This is a genomic window from Streptomyces sp. NPDC002499, from assembly GCF_053595415.1.
The window spans coordinates 529,667-550,241 of record NZ_JBSFXO010000007.1 but is presented as its reverse complement, the minus strand read 5'-3'; the positions used below and the strand labels follow the sequence as shown (position 1 = coordinate 550,241).

Here is a 20,575-nt window from a genome sequence, read left to right as displayed (position 1 = left end):
GAGCATGCCGAGGCCTTGGAGGCGGACCTGCTCCGCCACTACGGCGTCGACCTTCTCGACTGGCACCGGGGCCGTCTCTCCTCCCGCCGTCTGCGTGTCCTGACCGAACACCTGCCGGCCGACTCGTCCTACGCCCGAGCCGTCCACGGCGAACAGGCGGACTGGACGATCACCGACCATCTGCTCGCGGCGGTCATCGACCAACTGGCTGTCGCCAACTGGATGTTCGCAACGGTCAACCGCGACGAGGACACGGAGCCGGCGCCTTATCCGGAGCCGGTACCGAGGCCGGGCGGCGGTGCCGTATCGCCCGACCTGGCGTCGGCGGCCGACCTGTCCGAGCCGCGGGTCGCGAGTCCGGCGGAGATCGTGGCTTTCCTGAACTCACCCGCATGAAAGGAGGCAACGGATGCCGCCCTCGGAGTCGAGTGGGCACATTCCTCAGTGGGTCTACGACTTGGGTTCGTTCAGGTCGTTCCAGGACGCCGTGAAGAATGTCGTCTGGGACGTCAAGGCGCATCCCGACAACGTGCCGGTCACCGGCGCGAAGGCGGAAGTCGCCGGAGTAAAGGCCGAGGCCAATGCCGCCTCCCTCAGCGTCTTCGGGGTGCAGACCGAGTACAGCCTGGTCAAGCACGAAGCCACGGCCATCGATCTGAACAAGATCCTTGAGGGCGGCGTCCAGAAGCGGCTGGACGAAGAGCAGGACAGACGGCTTCATGATCTCAGCCTCAGAGCCGTGACCACCAAGGACCTGGTCGACACGGTGAAGCGGAACCTGGCCAGCGCCACGGCCGACATCCGGCGTCTGCAGGCCGATGAGCAACAGCTGAGGACCACCCTCCGGAACGAGTTCGTCAGCATCCGCCAAAAGCTCGCCAACGACGATCAGCGGCTGCGGGCCCAGCTCGTCAGCCTCGGCACCAAGATCAGCAGCGTCCGCCAGGTCGCCAACGCCGCGGACCAGCGCAGCAAGGCCCTGCGGACCAAGGCGAACAGCGCCGATCGCCAGGCCCAGACCGCCCTCAGGCAAATTCGCGTCCTGGACCGTGAGGTCAAGGACGGCATGCAGAAGGTCCGTGAGCTGGAGGGCAGCGCCAGGGGTGCGGGGCGGTCCATCCAGGGGCTGCGCAACGACCTCAACTCCCTCGAACAGACCCTGCGTAGATAGCGACCCCACGACACCGACCCCAACGGCGAAACCGACGGAGCCAACCCACCATGCAGACGTCACTCGTATCGGTCACCCGGGCGCTGAACCAGATGAGGTCCGCCGCCACCAACACCGGCGGTGCCGTCACGCGCATGCGGACCGCGGTCACCGGCGCCACCGGTTCGGTCGACCGGCTCAAGAACGCGGCCACCCAGTCGAGCACGGCCACCGGCCGGCTGCGGAGCTCGGCCGCGCAGGCGAGCACCGGGCTCAACCAGATGCGGACCGCCGCCGTCCGGGCCTCCGCCGACGTCCAGCGGGCGGGCCGCAGCGCGGCATCCGGCGGCGGACTCTTCAGCCGGTTCAGTCAGGGACTGAAGACCGCGACCACCGCCCAACGCGGCCTGAACACCGCGATGAAGGCCAACATCCTGGGCGCGATCCTCTCCCTCATCATGCCGCTCATCACCAAGCTCATCGACATGGCGATGCAGTCCAAGACCGTGCAGGCCGTCATGCAGGCGGCGTTCAAGGTCATCGGGCAGGTGGTGGGCACGGTCATGAAAGCCGCGTCGGTCGCGATCAACTGGCTGATCGACGCGGGCAAGAACGTGGTCAACTGGCTGAAGGCCAACTGGCCGTTGCTGGTGGCCATTCTGACCGGCCCGGTGGGCATCGCCGTGCTGGCGATCGTGAAGCACTGGGACCGGATCAAGGAGGCCGTCGGCGCGGTCCGGGACTGGATCGTCGACAAATGGAACGGCGTCGTGAACTTCCTGCGCGAGGTGCCCGGCAAGATCGTCGGCTTCTTCGCCGAACTGCCCGGCAAACTGAGGGAGTTGGGCGGTGACCTCATCAACGGCCTGATCAACGGCATCAAGAACAAGGCCTCGGCCCTGCTCAACACCATCAAGAACTTCATCATCGACCACATCCCCGGCCCCATCCGCAGCATCCTCGGCATCTCCTCCCCGTCGAAGGTGATGATGGGCTTCGGCGGTGACATCGGCGAAGGCCTCGCCCTGGGCATGGAGCAGAGCGGCAACCGCGTCGCGGGCGCCGCGGGCAGACTCGCCACCGCCACCGCGCGCAGTGTCATCGGCCCCGGCTACAGCCTCGCCGGAGCCGCGGGTGCCCGGTCGGCGATCCGCACCGGCGCCACCGCGTCCGCGCCGGTCACCGTCAACGTCCATCCCCGGCCCGGCCAGTCCGAGTACGAGATCGGCCGGATCACCGCCCGCGAACTCGCCTGGGCGGCCAAGCGATGACCGGACAGCAGCTCCAGCAGCCGGTGTTCGAGGTGGACGGCTGGGCCGGGAACACCGTCGACGACTCCGGCGTCGAATGGTGGGTCACCAGCGAGCAGGGCTGGGCCGCCACCCCGCCGGTCCGGCTCACCCTGGTCGACCGCCCCGAGCGCAACGGCGCGTTCGACGCCCCCTCCTACCGGGGCCCGCGTGTGATCACCCTGGAGGGCACCGCCGTCACCCCCGAACGCGCGGCGCGGGAAGCGGCGAAGGACCGGCTGGCCGCCGTACTCGCCGACGGCAGCACGCTGTTGCCGCTGGTCGTCACCGAACCGCACCGCACCCGAAGGGCGTTGGTCCGCCTCTCCGCCGAGACGAAGATCGTCGACCGCAAGTCCGGCTTCGAGTTCTCCCTGACCATGACCGCGCCGGACCCGCTGCGGTACTCGTACGGGCTGAACGCGAGCACCTGTCCGCTGCCCTCCTCCAGCGGCGGGGTCAGCTTCCCGCTCTCCTTCCCGCTGAACTTCGGGTCCGGCTCCTCCGGCGGCCGGCTGCTGCTGGAGAACGCGGGCACCGCCCCGACCTGGCCGGTCTGGCGGATCGCCGGGCCCTGCGTCCAGCCGGTGATCACCAACACCGCGACCGGCGACGAACTCGCCTTCGAACTCACCCTCCAGGAAGGCGAGTTCCTGCTCATCGACACCGACGCGCGCTCGGTCCTGCTGCAGGGCACGGCCTCCCGCCGCTCCACCCTGCGGCCCGGCTCGGACTGGTTCCCGCTCCGGCCGGGTGCCACGCCCGTCCTCTTCCGCGCCCGCGACTACGCCCCGGCCGCCCGGCTGACCGCCGAGTGGCGGGACGCCTGGCTCTGAGACCGCCCACCAAAATACGGCTACAGAAGGACCGCCCCGCATGGCTGAACCCGAGTTCGAGCGCGACTCCGGATGGCTCTCCGGCGGCGTCGTGGACGCCGAGGACGCCCGCCTCGCCACCGGCGTGTTCGCCGCGGCGTCCGCGAACCCCGGCAACCCGATCGCCGCCCGCACGGGAATCAAACCGGGACCCGGCAGCCCCGGCAACGTCGAGGCGGCCTCGACCCCCTCGCGCTATGTGACGGTGCGGCCCTTCCAGGGCGTCATCCAGGGCACCCGTAAATCCGCGGCGGGCGCGTATCTGATCACGCTCGCCCAGCAGAAGAGCCTCGACGTGCTCACCGCGGCCCCGGCCCACTCGTCCAACCCGCGCATCGCCCTCGTCGTGGCCCAGCAGAAGGACCGGCAGTACGGCGACGAGAGCGACGGCATGCTCGTGCGGATCGTCGCCGGGAACCCCGCGGTCACACCGGTCCCGCCCACCATGACCGACGACTGGCTGCCGCTCGCCGAGATCACCGTCCGGGCCAACGCGGGGGCGATCACCCAGGCGGACATCAAGGACCTGCGGACGTACACCGTCGCCGCCGGCGGTGTGCTCCCCCTCCAGACCCAGGAGTCCCTGCCGGCCGACGGCTACTCCGGGCAGCGGGTGTACGACCTGGAGACCGGACTCGACCTGGTCCGCGCCGGCACGGCATGGCGACCCGCGGCCACGGGGGCGGTGGAGCTCTTCGGTCCGGCCGACCCGGGCTGGCCGCTGACCACCGGTTCGGCGGGGGCCACCGGGTACACCTTCAACCAGGTGACGGTGCCGGCGGCGCCGTACCCCCGAATGCTCCTGGTCACCGGGCAGTTGACCGCGCAGACCTCGGGCGCCAACGAGCGCTGGGACCACGTGGTGCGCACGCAGGACGGGTCGCCGGTGTCCCTCGCCTGCTTCCACGGCGGCCCCACGGGGATCACCACCAGCGTGGCCCAGGGCCACCGGCTGCTGCCCGCGGCGACGCCGCTGGTGCTGACGCAGTACGTCGCCCGGGGCGGCGGGATGACGACCGGTACCGCGCTCGTGTTCTCGGCCGCCGCGCACTACACCGGCCTGCGCGTGGTGGCGTTCCCCGTCCCGTGACACTCCGACCAGCGGAAGAGGCATCATCATGAGCACGCCCACTCCAGAACGCGACTCCGGCTGGATCTCCGGCGGTGTCGTCGACGCGGAGGACGCCCGGCTCGCCACCAGCGTGCTCGCCGCGCCCGGGGCGAGCCCGGTCCAGGCCCGCAGCGGCATCCGGCCGGCCACCGCCGACCCCGGCAGGGTCCAGCCCACCGCCACCGTGTCCGGCAAGGTCACCGTCAGCCCCTTCCAGGGCGTGATCCAGGGGACCAGGGCCACCGCGACCGGCGCCTACCTCGTCACGCTCGACCAGCAGAAGACCCTCGACGCGCTCGGCACGAACCCCGCCGACTCCGCCAATCCGCGCAACGACCTGATCATCGCCCGGCAGCGCGACGCGCAGTACGGCGACACCACCACCGCGATGACCGTCGAACTCGTCAAGGGAACGGCCGCCGCCACCCCCACCGACCCCGCGGTCACCGGCGACTTCATCCCGCTCGCCCGGCTCAGGGTCGCCAAGAACGCCACGTCGATCGGCGCCGGCGACATCGACGACCTGCGCGTGTGGACCACCGGCGCGGGCGGCATCCTGCGGGTCTGGGGCGAGGCCGGCCGGCCGACGTACCCCTACAGCGGCATGTACATCCACCGCTGGGACACCAACCACCTTGAGTGGTTCGACAGTTCGGCGGGCTGGCGGGCGGTCAACGACGACACCGGCTGGGTTCCCATGGGTCTTCTCCCCAACTGGACCGTCTACAACGGCGAGACACCGGGCGCCCGCCGGATCGGCTCCATCGTCCACATGCGCGGCGCCATCCGCACCTCCGTCGCCGTCGCGGGCAACGGGATCACCGTCATCAACGTCCCGCCCAGCTGCCGCCCGTTGATGGGGCACCACTGGTACACCGTGCTGGGCGGAGTGACGCGGGGCCTCGAACTCATCGTCCGCACCGACGGTTCCGTAGCGGTGTTCCCCCAGGACACCCCGCTGCCGGTCAACCAGCTGGTCTACCTCAACACCAGCTGGCTGGTGGGCTAGTGACCACCCGCCCGACCCGTTACACCTACTACACCGCCGACCTCGCCACCGGCGCCATCACCGACGAACTCCCTCTGTACGACGTCACGTTCAGTACGGAGCTGAACGAAGCCGGCGAGTTCCGTGCCCGGTTGCCCCTCGGCGACCCCCGGGTGACCGTCCACCGACCCCGCGAACTCACCGAACCCGGACGGGCCGCCCTCTACGTCGAACGCGACGGTGTGCTCGTCTGGGGCGGGGTGATCTGGACGGCCAAGTACACCTCCGCCGACCAGCACTTGGAGATCGGCGCGGCGGGTTTCCTCTCCTACTTCGACCATCGCCGCGTGCTGCCCGCCGACTTCGACCCGACCACCACCGACCTGGCCGCCGTCGACGTCTCCTTCACCGACGTCGACCAGTCCGACATCGCCCGCACCCTGGTCGCCGTCGCGCAGGCCCACGCGGGCGGCGACATCCGGGTACGCCCCGAGTCCACGGCCCGCTCCGGCATCACCCGCACCCTCGACTACCCCGGCGCCGGCCTCAAGAGCACCGGCGAGGCGCTGCGCGAACTGGCCAGCCTGGAGGACGGCCCCGACTTCCTCTTCGACATGGCGTACGGCACCGACGGCCGCCCCGTCCGCAGACTCCGCGTCGGCACCCCCCACCTCGGCCAGCAGGGCACCCCGCACGTGTGGGAGTACGGAGCCAACCTCATCGGCTACGCCTGGCCGGTCGACGGCGCCTCCACCGCCAGCCGCGTCTTCGCCCTCGGCGAGCAGGGCGAGAGCGGCCAGCTCGTCGCGGTCGCCGAGGACCGCACCACCGGACGTCCCCTCACCGAGACCGAGGTCTCCTACGTCAACCTCACCGACGTCGACCTCCTGCGCTCCCAGGCCCGTTCGGCCCTCGCCGCTGTCTCGACCCCCGTCGTCCTGCCCGAACTGACCGTCCGCGCCGACCTGGAACCCGTACTCGGCTCCTACCAGGTCGGCGACGACGCCACCGTCGTCATCAAGGACGTGTTCTTCCCGGAGGGCACCCACTTCGACGTACGGATCACCGGGATCGAGGTCACCCCGGGCGGCGACGCGGGCGAGGAGCAGGTCCAGCTGACCGTGACACCCGCCACGAACATCCCCTGACCCCGAAGTCGACCCAGGAGCACGCCATGACCAGGATCAACCGCCCCGACACCCTCCTCACCGAACTCCGCGACATCAAGCGCCGGCTGCACGCCCTGGAGACCGCGCAGCGCGCGACGAGCGGTGTGACGAGCAGCGCGACCGCGGAGACGGTCGCTCCTGGATCCGATGAATCCGAACAGGCCTCGGAGCGTGACGAAAAGTAGTTTTCGCATCACGATCTGACACTGCTCCCTCAACTGCTCTGCCCCGCCCAGGAGATGGCGGGGCAGTCCCGTTTTAGCCATCATCCACTTCCAGGTAATCGCCGATGTGTTCGAATCTGAGGTCGCTGACCGGTACTGATGGGGCTAGAGTAATCGAACGGACGTGCGACGGAGATATCGGGCGTATGGCTGAAAAGGGGCGGAGTGATGGAGGTGCGGCATGGCGGGCTTCGCCCACGTGCACGTCGCGTCCGGTTACTCCGTCCGCTACGGCGCCTCCCACCCCGAGCAGCTCGCCCAGTGGGCGGCCAGTCGCGGCATGGGCACCCTCGCGCTCACCGACCGGGACACGGTCACCGGAGCCGTCCGGTTCGCACAGGCCTGCGCGAAGGAGAAGATCCGGCCGCTCTTCGGCATCGACCTCGCGGTCGAGGCCCTGGCGCCCCCGCCGCCCGTCCAACGCTGCCGCACTCCGGCACACGGCGGCGCGCATGTCGTGGAACCGCCGCTCCGCTTCGTGCTGCTCGCGCAGAACCGGGAGGGCTGGGCCCGGCTGTGCCGCATCACGTCCGCCGCCCATGTCGGTACCGCGTCCGGCGCGGCACCGGTGGTGGTGCCGTGGGAGGCGCTGCGCGAGTACGGCGGTCCAGGGCTGACCGTCCTGCTCGGGCCGCTCTCGGAGCCGGTGCGGGCGCTGTCGGTGGGCCGGGAGGACGTCGCGATGAAGCTGCTGGCGCCCTGGAAGGAGGTCTTCGGGAGGGGCGTTCGATTGGAGGTCGTCGCGCAGAAACGTTTCGGCATAGGTCCGGGCTCCCTGCGTCTGGCCGCCCGCACCCTCGCCCTGGCCGACCGCACCGGGACGACCGCCGTGCTCTCCAACGCCGTCCGCTACGCCGATCCCGACCAGCACCGCCTCGCCGACGTCCTGGACGCGGCCCGGCTGCTGCGGCCGATCGACCGGCGCCGGCTGGACAGCGGACAGCGCTGGCTCAAGGACGAGAGGGAGATGACGGTCGTGGCCCGGATGATCGCCGAGTGCGCCGGAGCGGACGTACGGCGGGCCCGTCGGCTGATGGCGGACACCGCGGACACGGCGGAGGCGTGCGTCGTGGACCCCGCGGACCTCGGTCTCGGCAGGCGGCACTTCCCGGAACCGTCGCTGTTCGGGGCCGGGGTCGGGGCGGAGGCCGGGGTCGGGGTCGGCCCGAGGGCGGGCGCCGCGCCGGCGGCGGGCGGTGCGGCCGGGCTGCTGCGGCTGCGGTGTGAAGAGGGCCTGGCCCGACGGGGCCTCGACCGCGACCCGGCGGCACGCGACCGGCTGGAGGAGGAGCTCGACGTCATCTCCCACTGGAACTACGACGCGTACTTCCTCGCCGTCGCCCAGGTCGTCGCCGACATCCGGGCCAAGGGCATCCGGGTCGCCGCCCGCGGCTCCGGCGCCGGTTCGCTGGTCTGTCACGCGCTGGACATCGCCACCGCCAACCCGCTCGACCACAGCCTGCTGTTCGAACGCTTCCTGAGCCGGCGCCGCGAATCGCTGCCCGACATCGACATCGACGTGGAGTCCGCCCGCCGCCTGGAGTGCTACGACACGATCTTCGAACGGTTCGGGAAGGAGCGGGTGGCGGTCACCGCGATGCCCGAGACCTATCGGGCGCGCAGGGCGCTGCGCGACACCGGCCTCGCGCTGGGGATCGCCCCGGCCGACGTCGACCGGATCGCCAAGAGCTTCCCGCACCTGCGCGCCTCCGACATCACGAACGCGCTCGCCGAGCTGCCCGAACTACGCCAGCTGGCGGGCGAGATGGGCCGGTACGGGCCCCTGTGGGAGCTGGCCGAGGGCCTCGACGCCCTCGTCCACGGCATGGCCATGCACCCGTGCGGTGTGGTCATCAGCGACGCGACCCTCCTGGACCGGTTGCCGGTGCAGCCCACCCCGCAGGGCGACTACCCGATGGCGATGGCCGCGAAGGAGGAGATCGAGGCGCTGGGCAACATCAAACTCGACGTCCTGGGCGTACGGATGCAGTCCGCGATGGCCCACGCCGTCACCGAGATCGAACGGGCCACCGGCGACCGCATCGACCTCGACAACCCCCAACAGGTGCCCCTCGACGACGTGTTCGCGTTCAAGCTCATCCAGGAGAGTCAGACGCTGGGCCTGTTCCAGCTGGAGTCACCGGGCCAGCAGGACCTCCTCTCCCGCCTCCAGCCCCGTGACGTGCAGGACGTCATCGCCGACATCAGCCTCTTCCGTCCGGGACCGGTCGCCGGGGGCATGCCCGAGCGGTACATCGCGGCCCGCCACGGCGGTACTCCGAACTACGCTCACCGCGACCTGGAACCCGTGCTCGCCGACACCTACGGCGTGACCATCTGGCACGAGCAGATCATCGAGACGCTGCGGGTGCTGACCGGCTGCGACCGTGCCTTCGGGGAGCTCACCCGACGAGCGCTCGGCGACAAGGACCAACTGCCCAGGATCAAGGAGTGGTTCCATCAGAAGGCACGCGCGCGTGGCTACAGCGCGGCCGTCCGGGACGACGTCTGGAAGACCGTCGAGGCCTTCGGGGCGTACGGCTTCTGCCGGGCCCACGCGGTCGCGTTCGCCGTACCGGCCCTGCAGAGCGCCTGGCTCAAGGCGCATCATCCGGCGTTCCTGCTGGCGGGGTTGCTCGAACACGATCCCGGGATGTGGCCCAAGCGGGTGCTGGTCTCCGACGCCCGTCGGCGCGGGGTGCAGGTCCTGCCCGTCGACATCAACCGTTCGAAGGTGAAGCACGTCGTGGAGATGACTGAGCGGGAGGAGTGGGGCGTGCGGCTCGCGCTGTCCGGGGTGCACGGCATCGGTGAGGAGGAGTGCGCGCGGATCGAGGAGGGACAGCCGTACGGATCACTGTCGGACTTCTGGCAGCGGGCCCGCCCCAGCAGACCGACCGCCGAACGCCTCGCCGAGATCGGCGCGTTCACCTGCCTGCACGACGGCCGCCTCACCCGACGCGATCTCCTGCTTCAGATCGCCGAGTTGCATCGGCAGTCCCGCAACCGGAGTGCGGGAGCGGGTCAACTTCCCATAGACACAGGTGCGGTTGGGGGAGCGGAGCCGAGCGGGCTGCCGGAGATGACCGGACGCGAGGCGCTGAGCGCGGAGTTGGACACGCTCGGCATCGATGTCTCCAGGCATCTGATGGAGCATCACCACCGCTTGCTGCGGGAGATCGGCGCGACGGACGCGGCACACCTGGCCGGACTGCGTGCGGGTCAGCAGGTGTTGGTCGCGGGCGTGCGGGCTTCGACGCAGACTCCGCCGATCGCGAGCGGCAAGCGGATCATCTTCGTGACGTTGGAGGACGGCTCGGGTCTGGTCGACCTCGCGTTCTTCGAGGACTCCCATCCGGCGTGCGCGTACACCGTGTTCCACAGCGGGTTGTTGCTGGTGCGCGGCACGGTCCAGGTGCGCGGCACCCGTCGTACCGTCGTCGGTTCCATGGCCTGGGACCTCGACGAGATCGCCGCGGCCCGCCGGGACAACGGCCCCGAGGCCGCCCTCGCCCTCCTCGGCGAGAGCCGCCCGCACCCGACCCCCGCCCAGCCGCAGCGCACCCTGACCGACGGCACCGCCGGCGCCCGGCTGCATCCGTACGCCGACCTCCAGCCCGCCGGCACCCGCTCCGCCGACCTGAAGAAGTTCGGTCACCGCAGCCCGGGGAGCGCGGGATGAGCGAGACGACGATCACGCGGCAGCGGCACATCGCCCACTTCCACCTGCACACCGCACTGACCGAGGACCAGTACGGCGACGTAATCGAACTGGTGTCCGGATTCACGCCTCACGTCCAGGCCGTCCCGCCCAACGCCCTTCAGGTGGACCTGACTTCGGCGCTCCGGTACTTCGACATGTCTGCCTACGACGCGGTCCAGACGGTGAAGATGAGGCTGAAGGCTCTCTACGACATCGACAGCAGCGCAGGGCTCGCGGGCAACCGCATGCTGGCGGCGATGGCGGCCGACGCGACCGCACCCGGGGACACCACCGATGTGCCCACCGAGAAGACGACCGACTGGCTGCACCCCCGACCGGTCACCGCCCTGCCCGGCATCGGTCGCGCCATGGCGGACACCCTGCACCGGTACGGCCTGCACACCATCGGCCAGATCACCGACCTGCCCGCGGCGACCCTGCAACGCCTTCTCGGCGCCGGCCAGGCCCGGTTGCTGGCCGAGCGGGCCCGCGGCCACGACCCCCGCCCGATCGTCCCCGCGGAACCGGCGGCACACCTGACCGCCGACCTCGTGCTGAGCCGGGACTGCCTCGACCCGGCCCAACACCACCGAGCGGTCCTGGGACTCGCCGAACAGATCGGCCAACGCCTGCGCACAGAACGGCAGATCACCGGCCGGCTCACCCTCACGGTCCGCTACGCCGACCGCACCTCCACCACCCGTACGCGAGCCCTGCCGGAACCCACCGACCACTCACCCGCCCTCACCGCCACGGCCCTGGGACTCTTGACTTCCCTCGGGCTGCAACGAGCGAGGGTCCGCGCCTTCACGATCCGCGCCGACGGCCTGCTGCCGGCCGGCGACGCCTACTGGCAGCTTTCCCTGGACCCTGGTGATGTCCGCGCTCGCGCAGTCGAAGCCGCCGCCGACCGTGCCCGTCGTCGCTTCGGGCCAGGGGCCGTACGCCCGGCCGCCCTGGCGAACTGACCGTCCGTGCCCGGAACCGGACGGACCGTCAACTCCTGGGCGTACGGCCCGGTTTCGCCGCGGTGCTATCCGATCGAGTAGCCGGTGATCTCGCCCATCCACTTGATCAGGTCGCCCGGGTCCTCGTTGGCGCCGTGGCCGCCGTCCCAGTACATCTTGAGGTTGACGTCGTCCCCGAGGTTCTGGGTCTTGAGGGCGAGGTTGGTGATCGCGGTCAGGGAGTGCGTGGTGTCGCTGGTGCCGATCCGCAGCCACCAGTGCCTCGCCCGGCGCGGGTTGCGCTCCTCCAGGTAGGTCATCGGGTTGGCCATCTTCACCTTGTGCGGGATGTCGCGGTCCACCGTGGCGGTCTTGTCACCGGTCGCGTACCGCAGGCCGAAGGTGGTGAAGTGCCGTGAGACATGGGTCTCGTCGCCGAAGTAGCCCGGCTCCGGCTGCGCCATGGCCTTGTCGTCGAAGGCGGGCACCGGACGGGACCGCGCGATGTGCGCGATGTAGCCGTCCCAGGCGAAGGTCGCCTTGCCGCCCGACCACTTGATGAACGGGTTGGCGGTCAGATACGCCGTCCTGTCGGCCTCGGAGAGCGCCCGCAGATGGCTGGTCGCGGCCGGCTGCACGTAGTTCTCCAGCAGGTACCGGTCGTAGTTGGCGGCCGTCACCCGGCCGAACCGGCCCACGCCGCGCAGGCCCAGCGAGGCCTGGTACTCCGCGAACTGCGCGGTCAGTTGCTTCGAGGCCGTCCGGTCGACCAGCTCGCCGTTCAGCTTGGCCGAGCCGTACATCCACTCGTAGGCCTTGTCGGCGTTGCCGAGGTCGATGATCGGGCAGAAGACGGCGGAGGCGAACACCGCGTCGCTCGCCTCGGCCGCGCCGATCTCCCGCAGGTAGGAGTCGAACAGCGGGCTGCCCACCGAGGCGCCCATCATCGACGAGAAGTTGCCGCCGGCGCTGCCGCCGTTGGTGATGATCTTGTCGGGGTTGCCGGGCAGCACGCCCTTGTTCCGGTGGACGTACCGCAGGGCCGCCTTCAGGTCCACGAGGGCGGCGGGAGCCTTGCCGTAGTACTTGCCGTCCTTGACGTTCTCCCGTCCGCGCGCGCCCGAGGTGACCACGACATAGCCGGCCGCGAGGGCCAGTGCCGAGTTGTCGCCCTGGTCGCCCGCCCCGGGCGGCAGCGGCGGCCTGGTCGTGGGCGACGCGGTCGGGGTGGCGCTGGGGTCGGCCGAGGCCGAGGCGCTGTCGCTCGGGGACGGGCTGGTGCCGCCGCCGGGGTTGGTGCGGCCGGCGGGCGTACCGGAGAGGAAACCGCCGAGCGGGATGGAGAAGAAGATCGGGGCGTGGGAGGCGTCGACGGCCCGCCCGTCGATCTCGACCGGCTGCTGGACGTTGAGGCACTGGTAGGTCGGGTCCACGGGATCGGCGACGTAGACGATGTTCTCCCAGAACCGGTACGTGACGCTCTTCTCGGCGCCGTCGGCCGTCGTGATCGTCTTGGTCTGGGTGGTGTACGCGTCCTTGGGGAACTTCAGAGTGCCCCCGGTCGAAGCCACCGCGCCCTGTGCTCCGCCGTAGTACAGGGCGGCGGTCGTTCCCGCTGCGGTGGCTGCCATGCCGGAAAGGAATATTCGGCGCTTCACATCAACATCCTTGTCGGGGTGCGGGTTTGTGTGACCTGGTACTGTGCATTTCCTGAGAAATCTGTCGCGTGGGGGAAGGTGACGGATTCAAACTGCCTTCTGGAAACTGGTTCCGCGTCCCCTGAATACCGTCTCTCGCGCGTACGGTGCCTGCCGTATCGCGCCTCGCGGTATACGGGGGTCGACGTAGGGCCGGCCAACGAGCCGGCCTTTCGTAATCCGTGAAGGCGCAGGTGAGTTCGTGTACGGGAAGGGTCGTCACGGGTGTCCAGGCCCGTCGAGGCGCGTACCGTGAACGGCGTGGGCTGTGCGCGACTGTCGCGAGAAAAGACCCGTCGGATTCCGGGGATGGTGAGTGTGCTGGACGGAACACGTGGCCGGATGCTCGGCAATCCGTTTCTCGTCGACGGTTTGCTCGCCCTTGTATGGGCCGTTCTCATTGTCCCGGCATTCTTTAGGGAGGGCGTCTCGGCGGGGCCCGCCATTCTGTTCACGCTGTTGTCGGCGGCGCCGCTGGTGGTGCGGCGGAGTATGCCGGCGGCCACGCTCGCGGGGACGACCGTCGGCTATCTCGTCGCCCTGCTGTGGATGATGGAACCGGGCCCGGGAATCGTGTGCTGTCTGGTGGCCCTGTATTCCGAGGCCGTGTCCGCCCCGCGCACCCGCGCCCTGATCACCGGCGCGATCGCCGGAACCATGATCCAGATCTTCACTCTGATCGTGACCGGGGTGCACGTCTTCGATCCGGCCAACCTCATGCTGATCGCGTGGCTCGGCGCCGCCATCGCCATCGGTGACGCCACCAGGAACCGCCGCGCCTACATCCAGGCCATCAAGGACCGCGCCCTGCGCGCCGAGCGGACCCGGGAGGCGGAGGCGTCACGGCGGGTGGTCGAGGAGCGGCTGCGGCTCGCCCGGGACCTGCACGACATCGTCGCGCACAGCATCACGGTGATCAACTTCCAGGCCGGAGCCGCTGCCCACCTGCTGCGCCGGGAGCCCGAGGCGGCAGAGGCGGCCATCGAACACGTCATCACGGCGAGCGGCAGCACCCTCGCGGAACTCGGCACCATGCTCACCGTCCTGCGGCAGCCCGACGGTGAGACGCCGTTGCCGGAGCCCATGCCCACCCTGGACCGCCTCGACGATCTCCTCGACGGCTTCCGTGCCGCCGGCCTGGCGGTCGACATACAGCGCGGCGACAGGACCTTCGCTCTGAGTCCGGCCGTCAGCATGGCCGGCTACCGCATCATCCAGGAGTCGTTGACGAACGCGATCAAGTACGCCACGCCCCGAACCGCGACGGTCCGGCTGTCCTTCGCCGCGCACCGGCTCCGGGTCTCGGTGGTCAACCCGGTGACCCGCACCGAGGACCAGCGGCATTCCGCATGGGGCACAGGCCGTGGCCTGCTGGGGCTGCGTGAGCGGGCCGCGTCCGTCGGTGGTCGCCTCGACATCGTCGAGGGCCGCGAGGAGTTCAGCGTGGACGCGTTCCTTCCCGCCCTCCCCGCACCTCCCGCGAAGCCCTGAACGCCGGTCCCGGCCGGCGCCCCTGCTAGCGTCCGGCGGCCGCCGGACGGACGAGCCCTGTCCGGTAGGCGACCACCACGAGCTGCGCCCGGTCCCGGGCCCCGAGTTTGGCCATGGCCCGGTGCACATGGGTGCGGACGGTCTGACGGGAGATGACCAGGTACTCGGCGATCGCCTGATTGGACATTCCCTCGGCCGCCAGCGCCACGATCTCCCGCTCCCGGTCGGTGAGTTCGGCCAGTTCGCCGGAGAGGGCCGTCGGCGGTCCGTCGGGCAGCGAGAGGTATCTCGCGACCAGGGCCTGGGTGGCCTTGGGCGACAGCAGGGCCTCGCCGCGCGCCGCGATCCGGATGGCCTCCGGCAGCTCCGCGGGACGCATGCCCTTCCCCAGGAAGCCGCACGCCCCGGCCCGCAGGGCCTGAAGGACGTACTCGTCCACCTCGTAGGTGGTGAGGATCACGATGCGGACGCCGTCCAGATCGGGATCCGAGGCGATCTCCCGCGTGGCCGCGAGACCGTCCAGCTCCGGCATGCGGATGTCCATCAGGACGACATCCGGCATGGTGCGGCGGACGATCTCGATGGCCTCGCGGCCGGTCTCGGCCTCTCCGACCACCTCCAGATCGTCGGTCGAGTCGATCAGAATGCGGAATCCGCCCCGCAACAGAGCTTGGTCGTCGGCGATGACGACCCGGATCACGGCGTCCTTCATGCCGCCACCCTACGGCAAAACGGAGGTTGCGTCTCCGTTAAGGTCGTCGCGATCCGGAGGGCCCTCGCCCCGGCTCAGTCGGCCGGACGCCCGTCGGGGTCCGGTGCGACCGACGCAGTGGACGCGTCCGCCCGCGCAGCCCGCTTCGCCGCCTGGATCTGCTCGTAGACATGAGTCCGCAGTTCGGTGAAGCGAGGCGCGACCCGGGTGTGCAGTTGATCCCGTTCGTCGGGCAGGTCGATGTGCAGTTCGTCCTGTACGACGGTCGGTGAGGCGGAGAGGACGATCACCCGCTCGCCGAGGTAGACCGCCTCGTCGATGTCGTGGGTGACGAACAGGACGGTGATCCCGCGCTCCTGCCACAGCGCCCGCACCAGGTCCTCCAGGTCGGCGCGGGTCTGCGCGTCGACCGCCGCGAACGGCTCGTCCATCAGCAGGACTTGAGGCTCGTAGGCCAACGCCCGGGCGATCGCCACCCGTTGCTGCATCCCGCCGGACAACTGCCAGGGATAGGCGTCGGCGGCGTCCGGCAGCCCCACCGACCGCAGGGCGTCGGTGACCAGCTCCCGGCGTTTCGCCTTCGGCAACCCCTTCTCCTTCAGGGGGAGTTCGACGTTTGCGGCGACCCTCATCCAGGGGAAGAGGCTGCGCCCGTACTCCTGGAAGACGATCGCCATGCCGGGCGGCGGGCCGGTCACCGGTACGTCGTCGAGGAGCACCTGTCCCGTGGACGGACTGAGCAGTCCGCCCATGCACTTCAGCAGGGTCGTCTTGCCGCAGCCCGACGGGCCCACCAGACAGACGAGTTCACCGGCCTTCACCGTGAAGGTGAGGTCGCGGACCGCCTCCACCCGCCGGCCGGACCCCTGGTAGGTCTTCCCAAGACCGCGTACGTCGAGCATGGTTCGCCCTTTCGCAATGTTCATTCACGACCGCCGGGTGGAGGCGCGCAGGCCGTGGTACCAGCCGAGCACTCGCCGCTCGGCGAACTGGAAGGCAACGGAGAGCAGGAAGCCGAGCAGGCCCAGGAGCAGGATTCCGGTCCACATGTCGGGGATGGCGAAGCTGCGTTGGAACTGGACGACGGTGAAGCCGATGCCGTTGTTCGCCGCGAACATCTCGCTGATGACCATCAGGATGATGCCGACGGAGAGGGCCTGGCGCAGACCGGCGACGATCTGCGGACTCGCCGAGGGCAGCACCAGGTGGCGCAGCCGCCCCGCACCGCGGATCTGATACGAACGCGCCGTCTCCAGCATCACCGAGTCGACCGCGCGCACGCCCTCGACCGTGTTGAGCAGGACCGGCCAGACGCAGCCGCTCGCGATCACCACGATCTTCATCGTGTCGCCGATGCCCGCGAACAGCATGATCACCGGCACCAGCACCGGGGGCGGCACCGCCCGCAGAAACTCCAGCACGGGCTCGCAGAAGGCCCGCACCCCGCGGTGGGAGCCGATGAGGGTGCCCAGGCCGATGCCCACGACACCCGCGAGCGCGTACCCGCCGGCCAGGCGCAGCACACTGGGCAGCAGGTCCGTGCGCAGGCGTTCACCGGTCCAGACCGAGGGGACGGTCCGGAAGATCGTGCGCAGCGGCGGCCAGAACGGGTCGGTGCTCCCGTCCGACGCGACCCACCACAGCCCAAGCAGCACCGCGGGCAGGCCGACCGCGAACAGCACCTGCCGTGTCAGCGTCCTCACAGCACGACCTCCCCGCGTACGGACTGGTGCCACGCCAGCGCCCGCCGCTCCACGGCCCGGGCCCCCAGGTTGATCAGGAGCCCCAGGACTCCGGTCACCGTGACCAGCGCGTACATCTCGGGGACGGCCTGCGATGCCTGGGCGACCGCGATCAGCGAGCCGAGTCCCGGTGCGCCGATGACCAGTTCGGCCGTGATGGCGAGCACCAGGGCGACCGCGGCGGCGAGCCGGATGCCGGTCATGACATAGGGCAGGGCGGTCGGCCACATCACGTGCCGGATGCGCGCCCAGGTCCCGAGACCGTACGACCGTGCCGTCTCGTCCGCGACGGGGTCCACGTCCTGGACGCCGTACAGCACCTGGATGAGCACCTGCCAGAACGACGCGTACACCACCAGCAGGAGCACCGAGCGCAGTTCGCTGCCGTAGAGCAGCACCGCCAGCGGGATCAGGGCCACGGACGGGATGGGGCGGAGGAACTCGATCGTCGACGCCGTCGCCTGGCGCAGGAACGGTACGACCGTGATGAGCAGCCCGCACAGGACGGCCGCGCCCGCGGCGATGCCCAGGCCGATCATCCAGCCGGTCAGGGTGTCGCCGAGCGCCGACCAGAAGGCGCCGTCGCCGAGTTCGTCGCCCAGCGCGCCGGCGATCCTGCTCGACGGCGGGAAGTAGTCCGCGCTGATCAGACCCAGGCGCGGCACGGCCTCGCCGAGGGCGAGGAAGGTCACGAGCCCCGCCGCTCCGAGTGCGATGTTCTGATTCCTCACGGCAGCAGCTCGTCCAGGTCCGGGGCGGTCTTGAACAGCCCGTCCTGCTCGCCGAGCTTCTCCAGGGTGTCCACCGAGGACCGGCTGATGTCCGCCGGCCACTTCGGCAGCGTCACCTTCGCCAGGACGGAGGACGGGATCTGCGTGTAGGTGGCGACGATGTCGCGGACCTCGTCGGGGTGGCTGTTCGCGTAGGTCAGCGCCTCGGTGGTGGCCTGCTGGAACTTCTTCACCACATCGGGGTTCTTCGTCGCGTACGTCTGCGAGGTGAAGTACATGGCGACCGTCAGATCCTTGGCCACGTCCACATACGGTGACGCGATCTCCACGCCTCCCGCGTTCAGGATGGTCGTCAGCGCGGGCTCGACCGCCATCGCGGCGTCCACCTGGCCCTTCTCCAGGGCGGCGGGCATCTGGTCGAAGGCCAGCTCGACGAACTTCACCTTCGACGGGTCGCCGCCGGCCTTGCGCACGGACTCGCGCACCGAGGTGTCGAGGATGTTCTTGAGCGTGTTGACGGCGACCGTCTTGCCCTCGAGGTCCTTCGCGGACTTGAGCGAACTGCCCTTCTTGACGACCAGCGCGCCGTAGTCCTTGCCGTCCACACCGGTGGTCGCCACACCGTTGGAGACCGCCTTCACCTTGATGCCGTTGCTCTGCGCGACCATCAGCGAGGTCGAGTTGCTGAAGCCGAACTGGAACTGGCCGCTGACCACGCCCGGCACGATGGCCGAGCCGCCCTGCGCCGTGGTCATCGAGACATCGAGACCGTATTTCTTGTAGATCCCCTGCTTCTGGCCGAGATAGATGGGGGCCACGTCGACGATCGGGATGACCCCGACCTTGACCTTGGTGGTCCCCCCGCTCTCCGACGCGGAGCCGCCGGAGTCCCCGGACGATCCACAGGCCGTGGCCGCGAGCAGAAGTGAGGCGGCGGCGATGCCGACGAATAGGCGTTGCATGGTCTGACCTCCGGGTCACATCTCATTGCGCGCGAACCGGCCGAAACATTTCGGTGCGGTCCGCCGACGTGCCAAAGGTGTCGTCCGCGGACCAACGGCACATCCCCCGGGCACCGTCAATGACCTGTACGACGTCTGCCGTACGACGGGGGAGGGGTACGGCCACAGCCGTACAGGAGATCCGGGAGCGAGGAGGCTTTCCTTCAGGCGCGCGGTGCGCCCGGGACGTCCGTTCCCGGCTCCGGAGGGTCGGTCCAGTCCGGTCCCCGTACGTCGAACCGCTTGCCGTAGTCCGCGCCGGGCAGCGGCTGCGTGCGCTCGGGACCGGCGCGCAGCCCGTCCAGCAGCAGCCTCAGATAGCGCCGCCACAGATCCGGCTGGCCGCTGCGCTCGGTCACCGCGGCCAGCATCTGCTGGATCACCACCAGGTCCCAGGGCTCCGCGTCCGCGCGCAGCACACCCTGTTCCTTGGCCCGTTCGACCACGAGATCGACGTTGTGCCTGATCTGCCGCTGGTGCCGCAGCCCCGCCGGCACCGCACGGTCGCTGTGCAGCACGACCTCGCGCAGGCCGCGGTCGAGCGCTTGAAGTTCGGCCACGCGCTCCAGGCTGACCGTCAGCCCGCGCCAGGTGTCGGCGTCCTCGGCACCCTCCCGGGTGGCCTCCTCGACGCCCGCGAACATGTCGTCGACCAACTCGTCGATCAGAGCCTGCTTGTTGGGGAAGTGGCGATACGCCGTCGCCACGCCGAGCCCGGCATGGCGGGCGACGTCGTCCAGGGTGGCCTTCAGGCCGTGCTCGCGGAACACCTCGCGTGCGGCGGTCAGGAGCTTGCGGCGGTTCAGCTCGCGATCGCGCCGCGGTCTGGGCGCGGGTGCCCCGCCGGCGCCACCGGTCTCGCCGGATGCGGGGGGTACCGCCATGCGAGGTCTCGCTTTCGGAGGGCGCGATCGTCCTGGCACATGGTACGGGTGTGAATATCCGCACCCCGTCCGGGATTGCGCCGGCCGGTTCGGCACGCAAGAGTGTTCCAACTGTCTTACTCGACTGGCGAGATGCCTCCGTCGGCCGACGTGCACGGCGGCCCGTACGAAGTGCAGAAGAGGAAGAGAAGCGAGTGAACCGGATATCGGTCCGGGGATTCGCCGTGGTCTCGGCCACGGCGGTCACCGCTGTGGGAAGCGTCGTCGGTGTTGCCTCGGGCAGCAGCGCGCAGAACAACGACGCGGAGGCGACGGCCACCGATGTCACCCTCCTCGCGGACCTGCCCGCGGGCCGGCAGGCGCAGGTGCAGACCGCGTCCCTGACGCAGCAGGCGAACGCCGTGGCCGTCCAGGCGGACGCGAGCGCCAGGAAGGACGCCGAGCAGACCGCCCGAGTGGCGGCGGCCAAGACCGCGAAGGCCAAGAAGGACGCGGCCGACAAGGCGGCGGAGGCCAAGGCCGCGGCCGGTGATCCCGACGCCACCTTCTCGCTCCAGCCCTCCTACACCGTGGCGCAGGTCAAGGCGATGGCCGCGCAGATCGTGGGCAGCGGCCAGTTCCAGTGCTTCAGCAACATCGTGGACCACGAGTCCACCTGGAACTACCTCGCGGTCAACCCTTCCTCCGGCGCCTACGGTCTCGTCCAGGCCCTGCCCGGCGACAAGATGTCCTCCGTCGGCGCCGACTGGCGGACCAACCCGGCCACCCAGATCAAGTGGGGCCTGAACTACATGAACGTCACCTACGGCAGCCCCTGCGACGCCTGGGCGTTCTGGCAGGTCCACCACGCGTACTGAGGGT

19 protein-coding genes are annotated in these 20,575 nt (G+C 70.1%); 12 read left to right on the top strand and 7 right to left on the bottom strand.

Annotated elements, in window-relative coordinates:
- Window positions 1-15: 15 nt before the first annotated feature.
- The 10 genes from ACWD5F_RS22525 (at window position 16) to ACWD5F_RS22480 (ending at window position 11,477) form a co-directional block, all read left to right on the top strand.
- Window positions 16-396: a hypothetical protein gene (locus ACWD5F_RS22525; protein ID WP_451256655.1), complete on the top strand. Its 381-nt coding sequence runs from the start codon at window positions 16-18 to the stop codon at window positions 394-396.
- Between the two features lie 13 nt (window positions 397-409).
- On the top strand, window positions 410-1,171 hold the full coding sequence (locus tag ACWD5F_RS22520; RefSeq protein WP_451256653.1) for a hypothetical protein: 762 nt from the start codon (window positions 410-412) through the stop codon (window positions 1,169-1,171).
- 50 nt (window positions 1,172-1,221) lie between these two features.
- Window positions 1,222-2,421: a phage tail protein gene (locus tag ACWD5F_RS22515; protein ID WP_451256651.1), complete on the top strand. Its 1,200-nt coding sequence runs from the start codon at window positions 1,222-1,224 to the stop codon at window positions 2,419-2,421.
- Window positions 2,418-3,275: a phage distal tail protein gene (locus tag ACWD5F_RS22510; RefSeq protein ID WP_451256649.1), complete on the top strand. Its 858-nt coding sequence runs from the start codon at window positions 2,418-2,420 to the stop codon at window positions 3,273-3,275. Before ACWD5F_RS22515 ends, ACWD5F_RS22510 begins: the two co-directional genes overlap by 4 nt.
- Window positions 3,276-3,315: 40 nt before the next feature.
- On the top strand, window positions 3,316-4,404 hold the full coding sequence (locus tag ACWD5F_RS22505) for a hypothetical protein (RefSeq protein ID WP_451256647.1): 1,089 nt from the start codon (window positions 3,316-3,318) through the stop codon (window positions 4,402-4,404).
- Between the two features lie 28 nt (window positions 4,405-4,432).
- A complete protein-coding gene (locus tag ACWD5F_RS22500; RefSeq protein WP_451256645.1) occupies window positions 4,433-5,434 on the top strand; it encodes a hypothetical protein in 1,002 nt (333 codons plus the stop codon).
- Window positions 5,434-6,561, top strand: coding sequence for a hypothetical protein (locus ACWD5F_RS22495; protein ID WP_451256644.1), 1,128 nt, complete (start codon window positions 5,434-5,436; stop codon window positions 6,559-6,561). Before ACWD5F_RS22500 ends, ACWD5F_RS22495 begins: the two co-directional genes overlap by 1 nt.
- 26 nt (window positions 6,562-6,587) lie before the next feature.
- On the top strand, window positions 6,588-6,767 hold the full coding sequence (locus ACWD5F_RS22490; protein WP_451256642.1) for a hypothetical protein: 180 nt from the start codon (window positions 6,588-6,590) through the stop codon (window positions 6,765-6,767).
- A gap of 220 nt (window positions 6,768-6,987) precedes the next feature.
- The gene (locus tag ACWD5F_RS22485) at window positions 6,988-10,488 is read left to right on the top strand and encodes a DNA polymerase III subunit alpha (RefSeq protein WP_451256640.1); all 3,501 of its coding nucleotides are present in this window, start codon (window positions 6,988-6,990) and stop codon (window positions 10,486-10,488) included.
- A complete protein-coding gene (locus ACWD5F_RS22480; protein WP_451256638.1) occupies window positions 10,485-11,477 on the top strand; it encodes a DNA polymerase Y family protein in 993 nt (330 codons plus the stop codon). The genes ACWD5F_RS22485 and ACWD5F_RS22480 overlap by 4 nt, the downstream gene beginning before the upstream one ends.
- A gap of 65 nt (window positions 11,478-11,542) precedes the next feature.
- Here the strand turns inward: ACWD5F_RS22480 and ACWD5F_RS22475 are convergent, their stop codons facing one another.
- Window positions 11,543-13,087 carry a subtype B tannase gene (locus tag ACWD5F_RS22475; protein ID WP_451256636.1) on the bottom strand — a complete coding sequence of 515 codons (1,545 nt, stop codon included), beginning with the start codon at window positions 13,085-13,087 and terminating at the stop codon, window positions 11,543-11,545.
- Window positions 13,088-13,462: 375 nt separating this feature from the next.
- Between ACWD5F_RS22475 and ACWD5F_RS22470 the strand changes: the two genes are divergently transcribed.
- The gene (locus tag ACWD5F_RS22470) at window positions 13,463-14,644 is read left to right on the top strand and encodes a sensor histidine kinase (RefSeq protein WP_451256635.1); all 1,182 of its coding nucleotides are present in this window, start codon (window positions 13,463-13,465) and stop codon (window positions 14,642-14,644) included.
- 25 nt (window positions 14,645-14,669) lie between these two features.
- Here ACWD5F_RS22470 and ACWD5F_RS22465 read toward each other — a convergent pair whose 3' ends face one another.
- The 6 genes from ACWD5F_RS22465 to ACWD5F_RS22440 all read right to left on the bottom strand — a co-directional run bounded on the left by ACWD5F_RS22465 (window position 14,670) and on the right by ACWD5F_RS22440 (window position 19,714).
- Window positions 14,670-15,356 (bottom strand): response regulator, encoded by a 687-nt coding sequence (locus ACWD5F_RS22465; RefSeq protein WP_451256633.1) that lies wholly within the window; start codon window positions 15,354-15,356, stop codon window positions 14,670-14,672.
- Between the two features lie 74 nt (window positions 15,357-15,430).
- Entirely contained in the window at window positions 15,431-16,258 is an 828-nt protein-coding gene (locus tag ACWD5F_RS22460) for an ABC transporter ATP-binding protein (RefSeq protein ID WP_451256631.1), read from the bottom strand.
- 24 nt (window positions 16,259-16,282) lie between these two features.
- On the bottom strand, window positions 16,283-17,059 hold the full coding sequence (locus ACWD5F_RS22455) for an ABC transporter permease (RefSeq protein WP_451256629.1): 777 nt from the start codon (window positions 17,057-17,059) through the stop codon (window positions 16,283-16,285).
- Window positions 17,056-17,829, bottom strand: a complete 774-nt coding sequence (locus ACWD5F_RS22450; protein WP_451256627.1) for an ABC transporter permease — start codon at window positions 17,827-17,829, stop codon at window positions 17,056-17,058. The genes ACWD5F_RS22455 and ACWD5F_RS22450 overlap by 4 nt, the downstream gene beginning before the upstream one ends.
- Entirely contained in the window at window positions 17,826-18,791 is a 966-nt protein-coding gene (locus ACWD5F_RS22445; RefSeq protein ID WP_451256625.1) for an ABC transporter substrate-binding protein, read from the bottom strand. The genes ACWD5F_RS22450 and ACWD5F_RS22445 overlap by 4 nt, the downstream gene beginning before the upstream one ends.
- A gap of 203 nt (window positions 18,792-18,994) precedes the next feature.
- On the bottom strand, window positions 18,995-19,714 hold the full coding sequence (locus ACWD5F_RS22440) for a TetR/AcrR family transcriptional regulator (protein ID WP_451256623.1): 720 nt from the start codon (window positions 19,712-19,714) through the stop codon (window positions 18,995-18,997).
- A gap of 194 nt (window positions 19,715-19,908) precedes the next feature.
- Here ACWD5F_RS22440 and ACWD5F_RS22435 point away from each other — a divergent pair, with 194 nt between their 5' ends.
- Window positions 19,909-20,571: an aggregation-promoting factor C-terminal-like domain-containing protein gene (locus tag ACWD5F_RS22435; protein ID WP_401727525.1), complete on the top strand. Its 663-nt coding sequence runs from the start codon at window positions 19,909-19,911 to the stop codon at window positions 20,569-20,571.
- Window positions 20,572-20,575 lie beyond the last annotated feature (4 nt).

What these genes read in the sequence shown, in the direction of transcription:
- ACWD5F_RS22520 (WP_451256653.1), top strand. Translation starts at nt 410, where the DNA reads ATGCCGCCCTCGGAGTCGAGTGGGCACATTCCTCAGTGGGTCTACGAC.
- ACWD5F_RS22515 (WP_451256651.1), top strand. Translation starts at nt 1,222, where the DNA reads ATGCAGACGTCACTCGTATCGGTCACCCGGGCGCTGAACCAGATGAGG.
- ACWD5F_RS22510 (WP_451256649.1), top strand. Translation starts at nt 2,418, where the DNA reads ATGACCGGACAGCAGCTCCAGCAGCCGGTGTTCGAGGTGGACGGCTGG.
- ACWD5F_RS22505 (WP_451256647.1), top strand. Translation starts at nt 3,316, where the DNA reads ATGGCTGAACCCGAGTTCGAGCGCGACTCCGGATGGCTCTCCGGCGGC.
- ACWD5F_RS22500 (WP_451256645.1), top strand. Translation starts at nt 4,433, where the DNA reads ATGAGCACGCCCACTCCAGAACGCGACTCCGGCTGGATCTCCGGCGGT.
- ACWD5F_RS22490 (WP_451256642.1), top strand. Translation starts at nt 6,588, where the DNA reads ATGACCAGGATCAACCGCCCCGACACCCTCCTCACCGAACTCCGCGAC.
- ACWD5F_RS22485 (WP_451256640.1), top strand. Translation starts at nt 6,988, where the DNA reads ATGGCGGGCTTCGCCCACGTGCACGTCGCGTCCGGTTACTCCGTCCGC.
- ACWD5F_RS22480 (WP_451256638.1), top strand. Translation starts at nt 10,485, where the DNA reads ATGAGCGAGACGACGATCACGCGGCAGCGGCACATCGCCCACTTCCAC.
- ACWD5F_RS22475 (WP_451256636.1), bottom strand. Translation starts at nt 13,087, where the DNA reads ATGGCAGCCACCGCAGCGGGAACGACCGCCGCCCTGTACTACGGCGGA.
- ACWD5F_RS22470 (WP_451256635.1), top strand. Translation starts at nt 13,463, where the DNA reads ATGGTGAGTGTGCTGGACGGAACACGTGGCCGGATGCTCGGCAATCCG.
- ACWD5F_RS22465 (WP_451256633.1), bottom strand. Translation starts at nt 15,356, where the DNA reads ATGAAGGACGCCGTGATCCGGGTCGTCATCGCCGACGACCAAGCTCTG.
- ACWD5F_RS22460 (WP_451256631.1), bottom strand. Translation starts at nt 16,258, where the DNA reads ATGCTCGACGTACGCGGTCTTGGGAAGACCTACCAGGGGTCCGGCCGG.
- ACWD5F_RS22445 (WP_451256625.1), bottom strand. Translation starts at nt 18,791, where the DNA reads ATGCAACGCCTATTCGTCGGCATCGCCGCCGCCTCACTTCTGCTCGCG.
- ACWD5F_RS22440 (WP_451256623.1), bottom strand. Translation starts at nt 19,714, where the DNA reads ATGGCGGTACCCCCCGCATCCGGCGAGACCGGTGGCGCCGGCGGGGCA.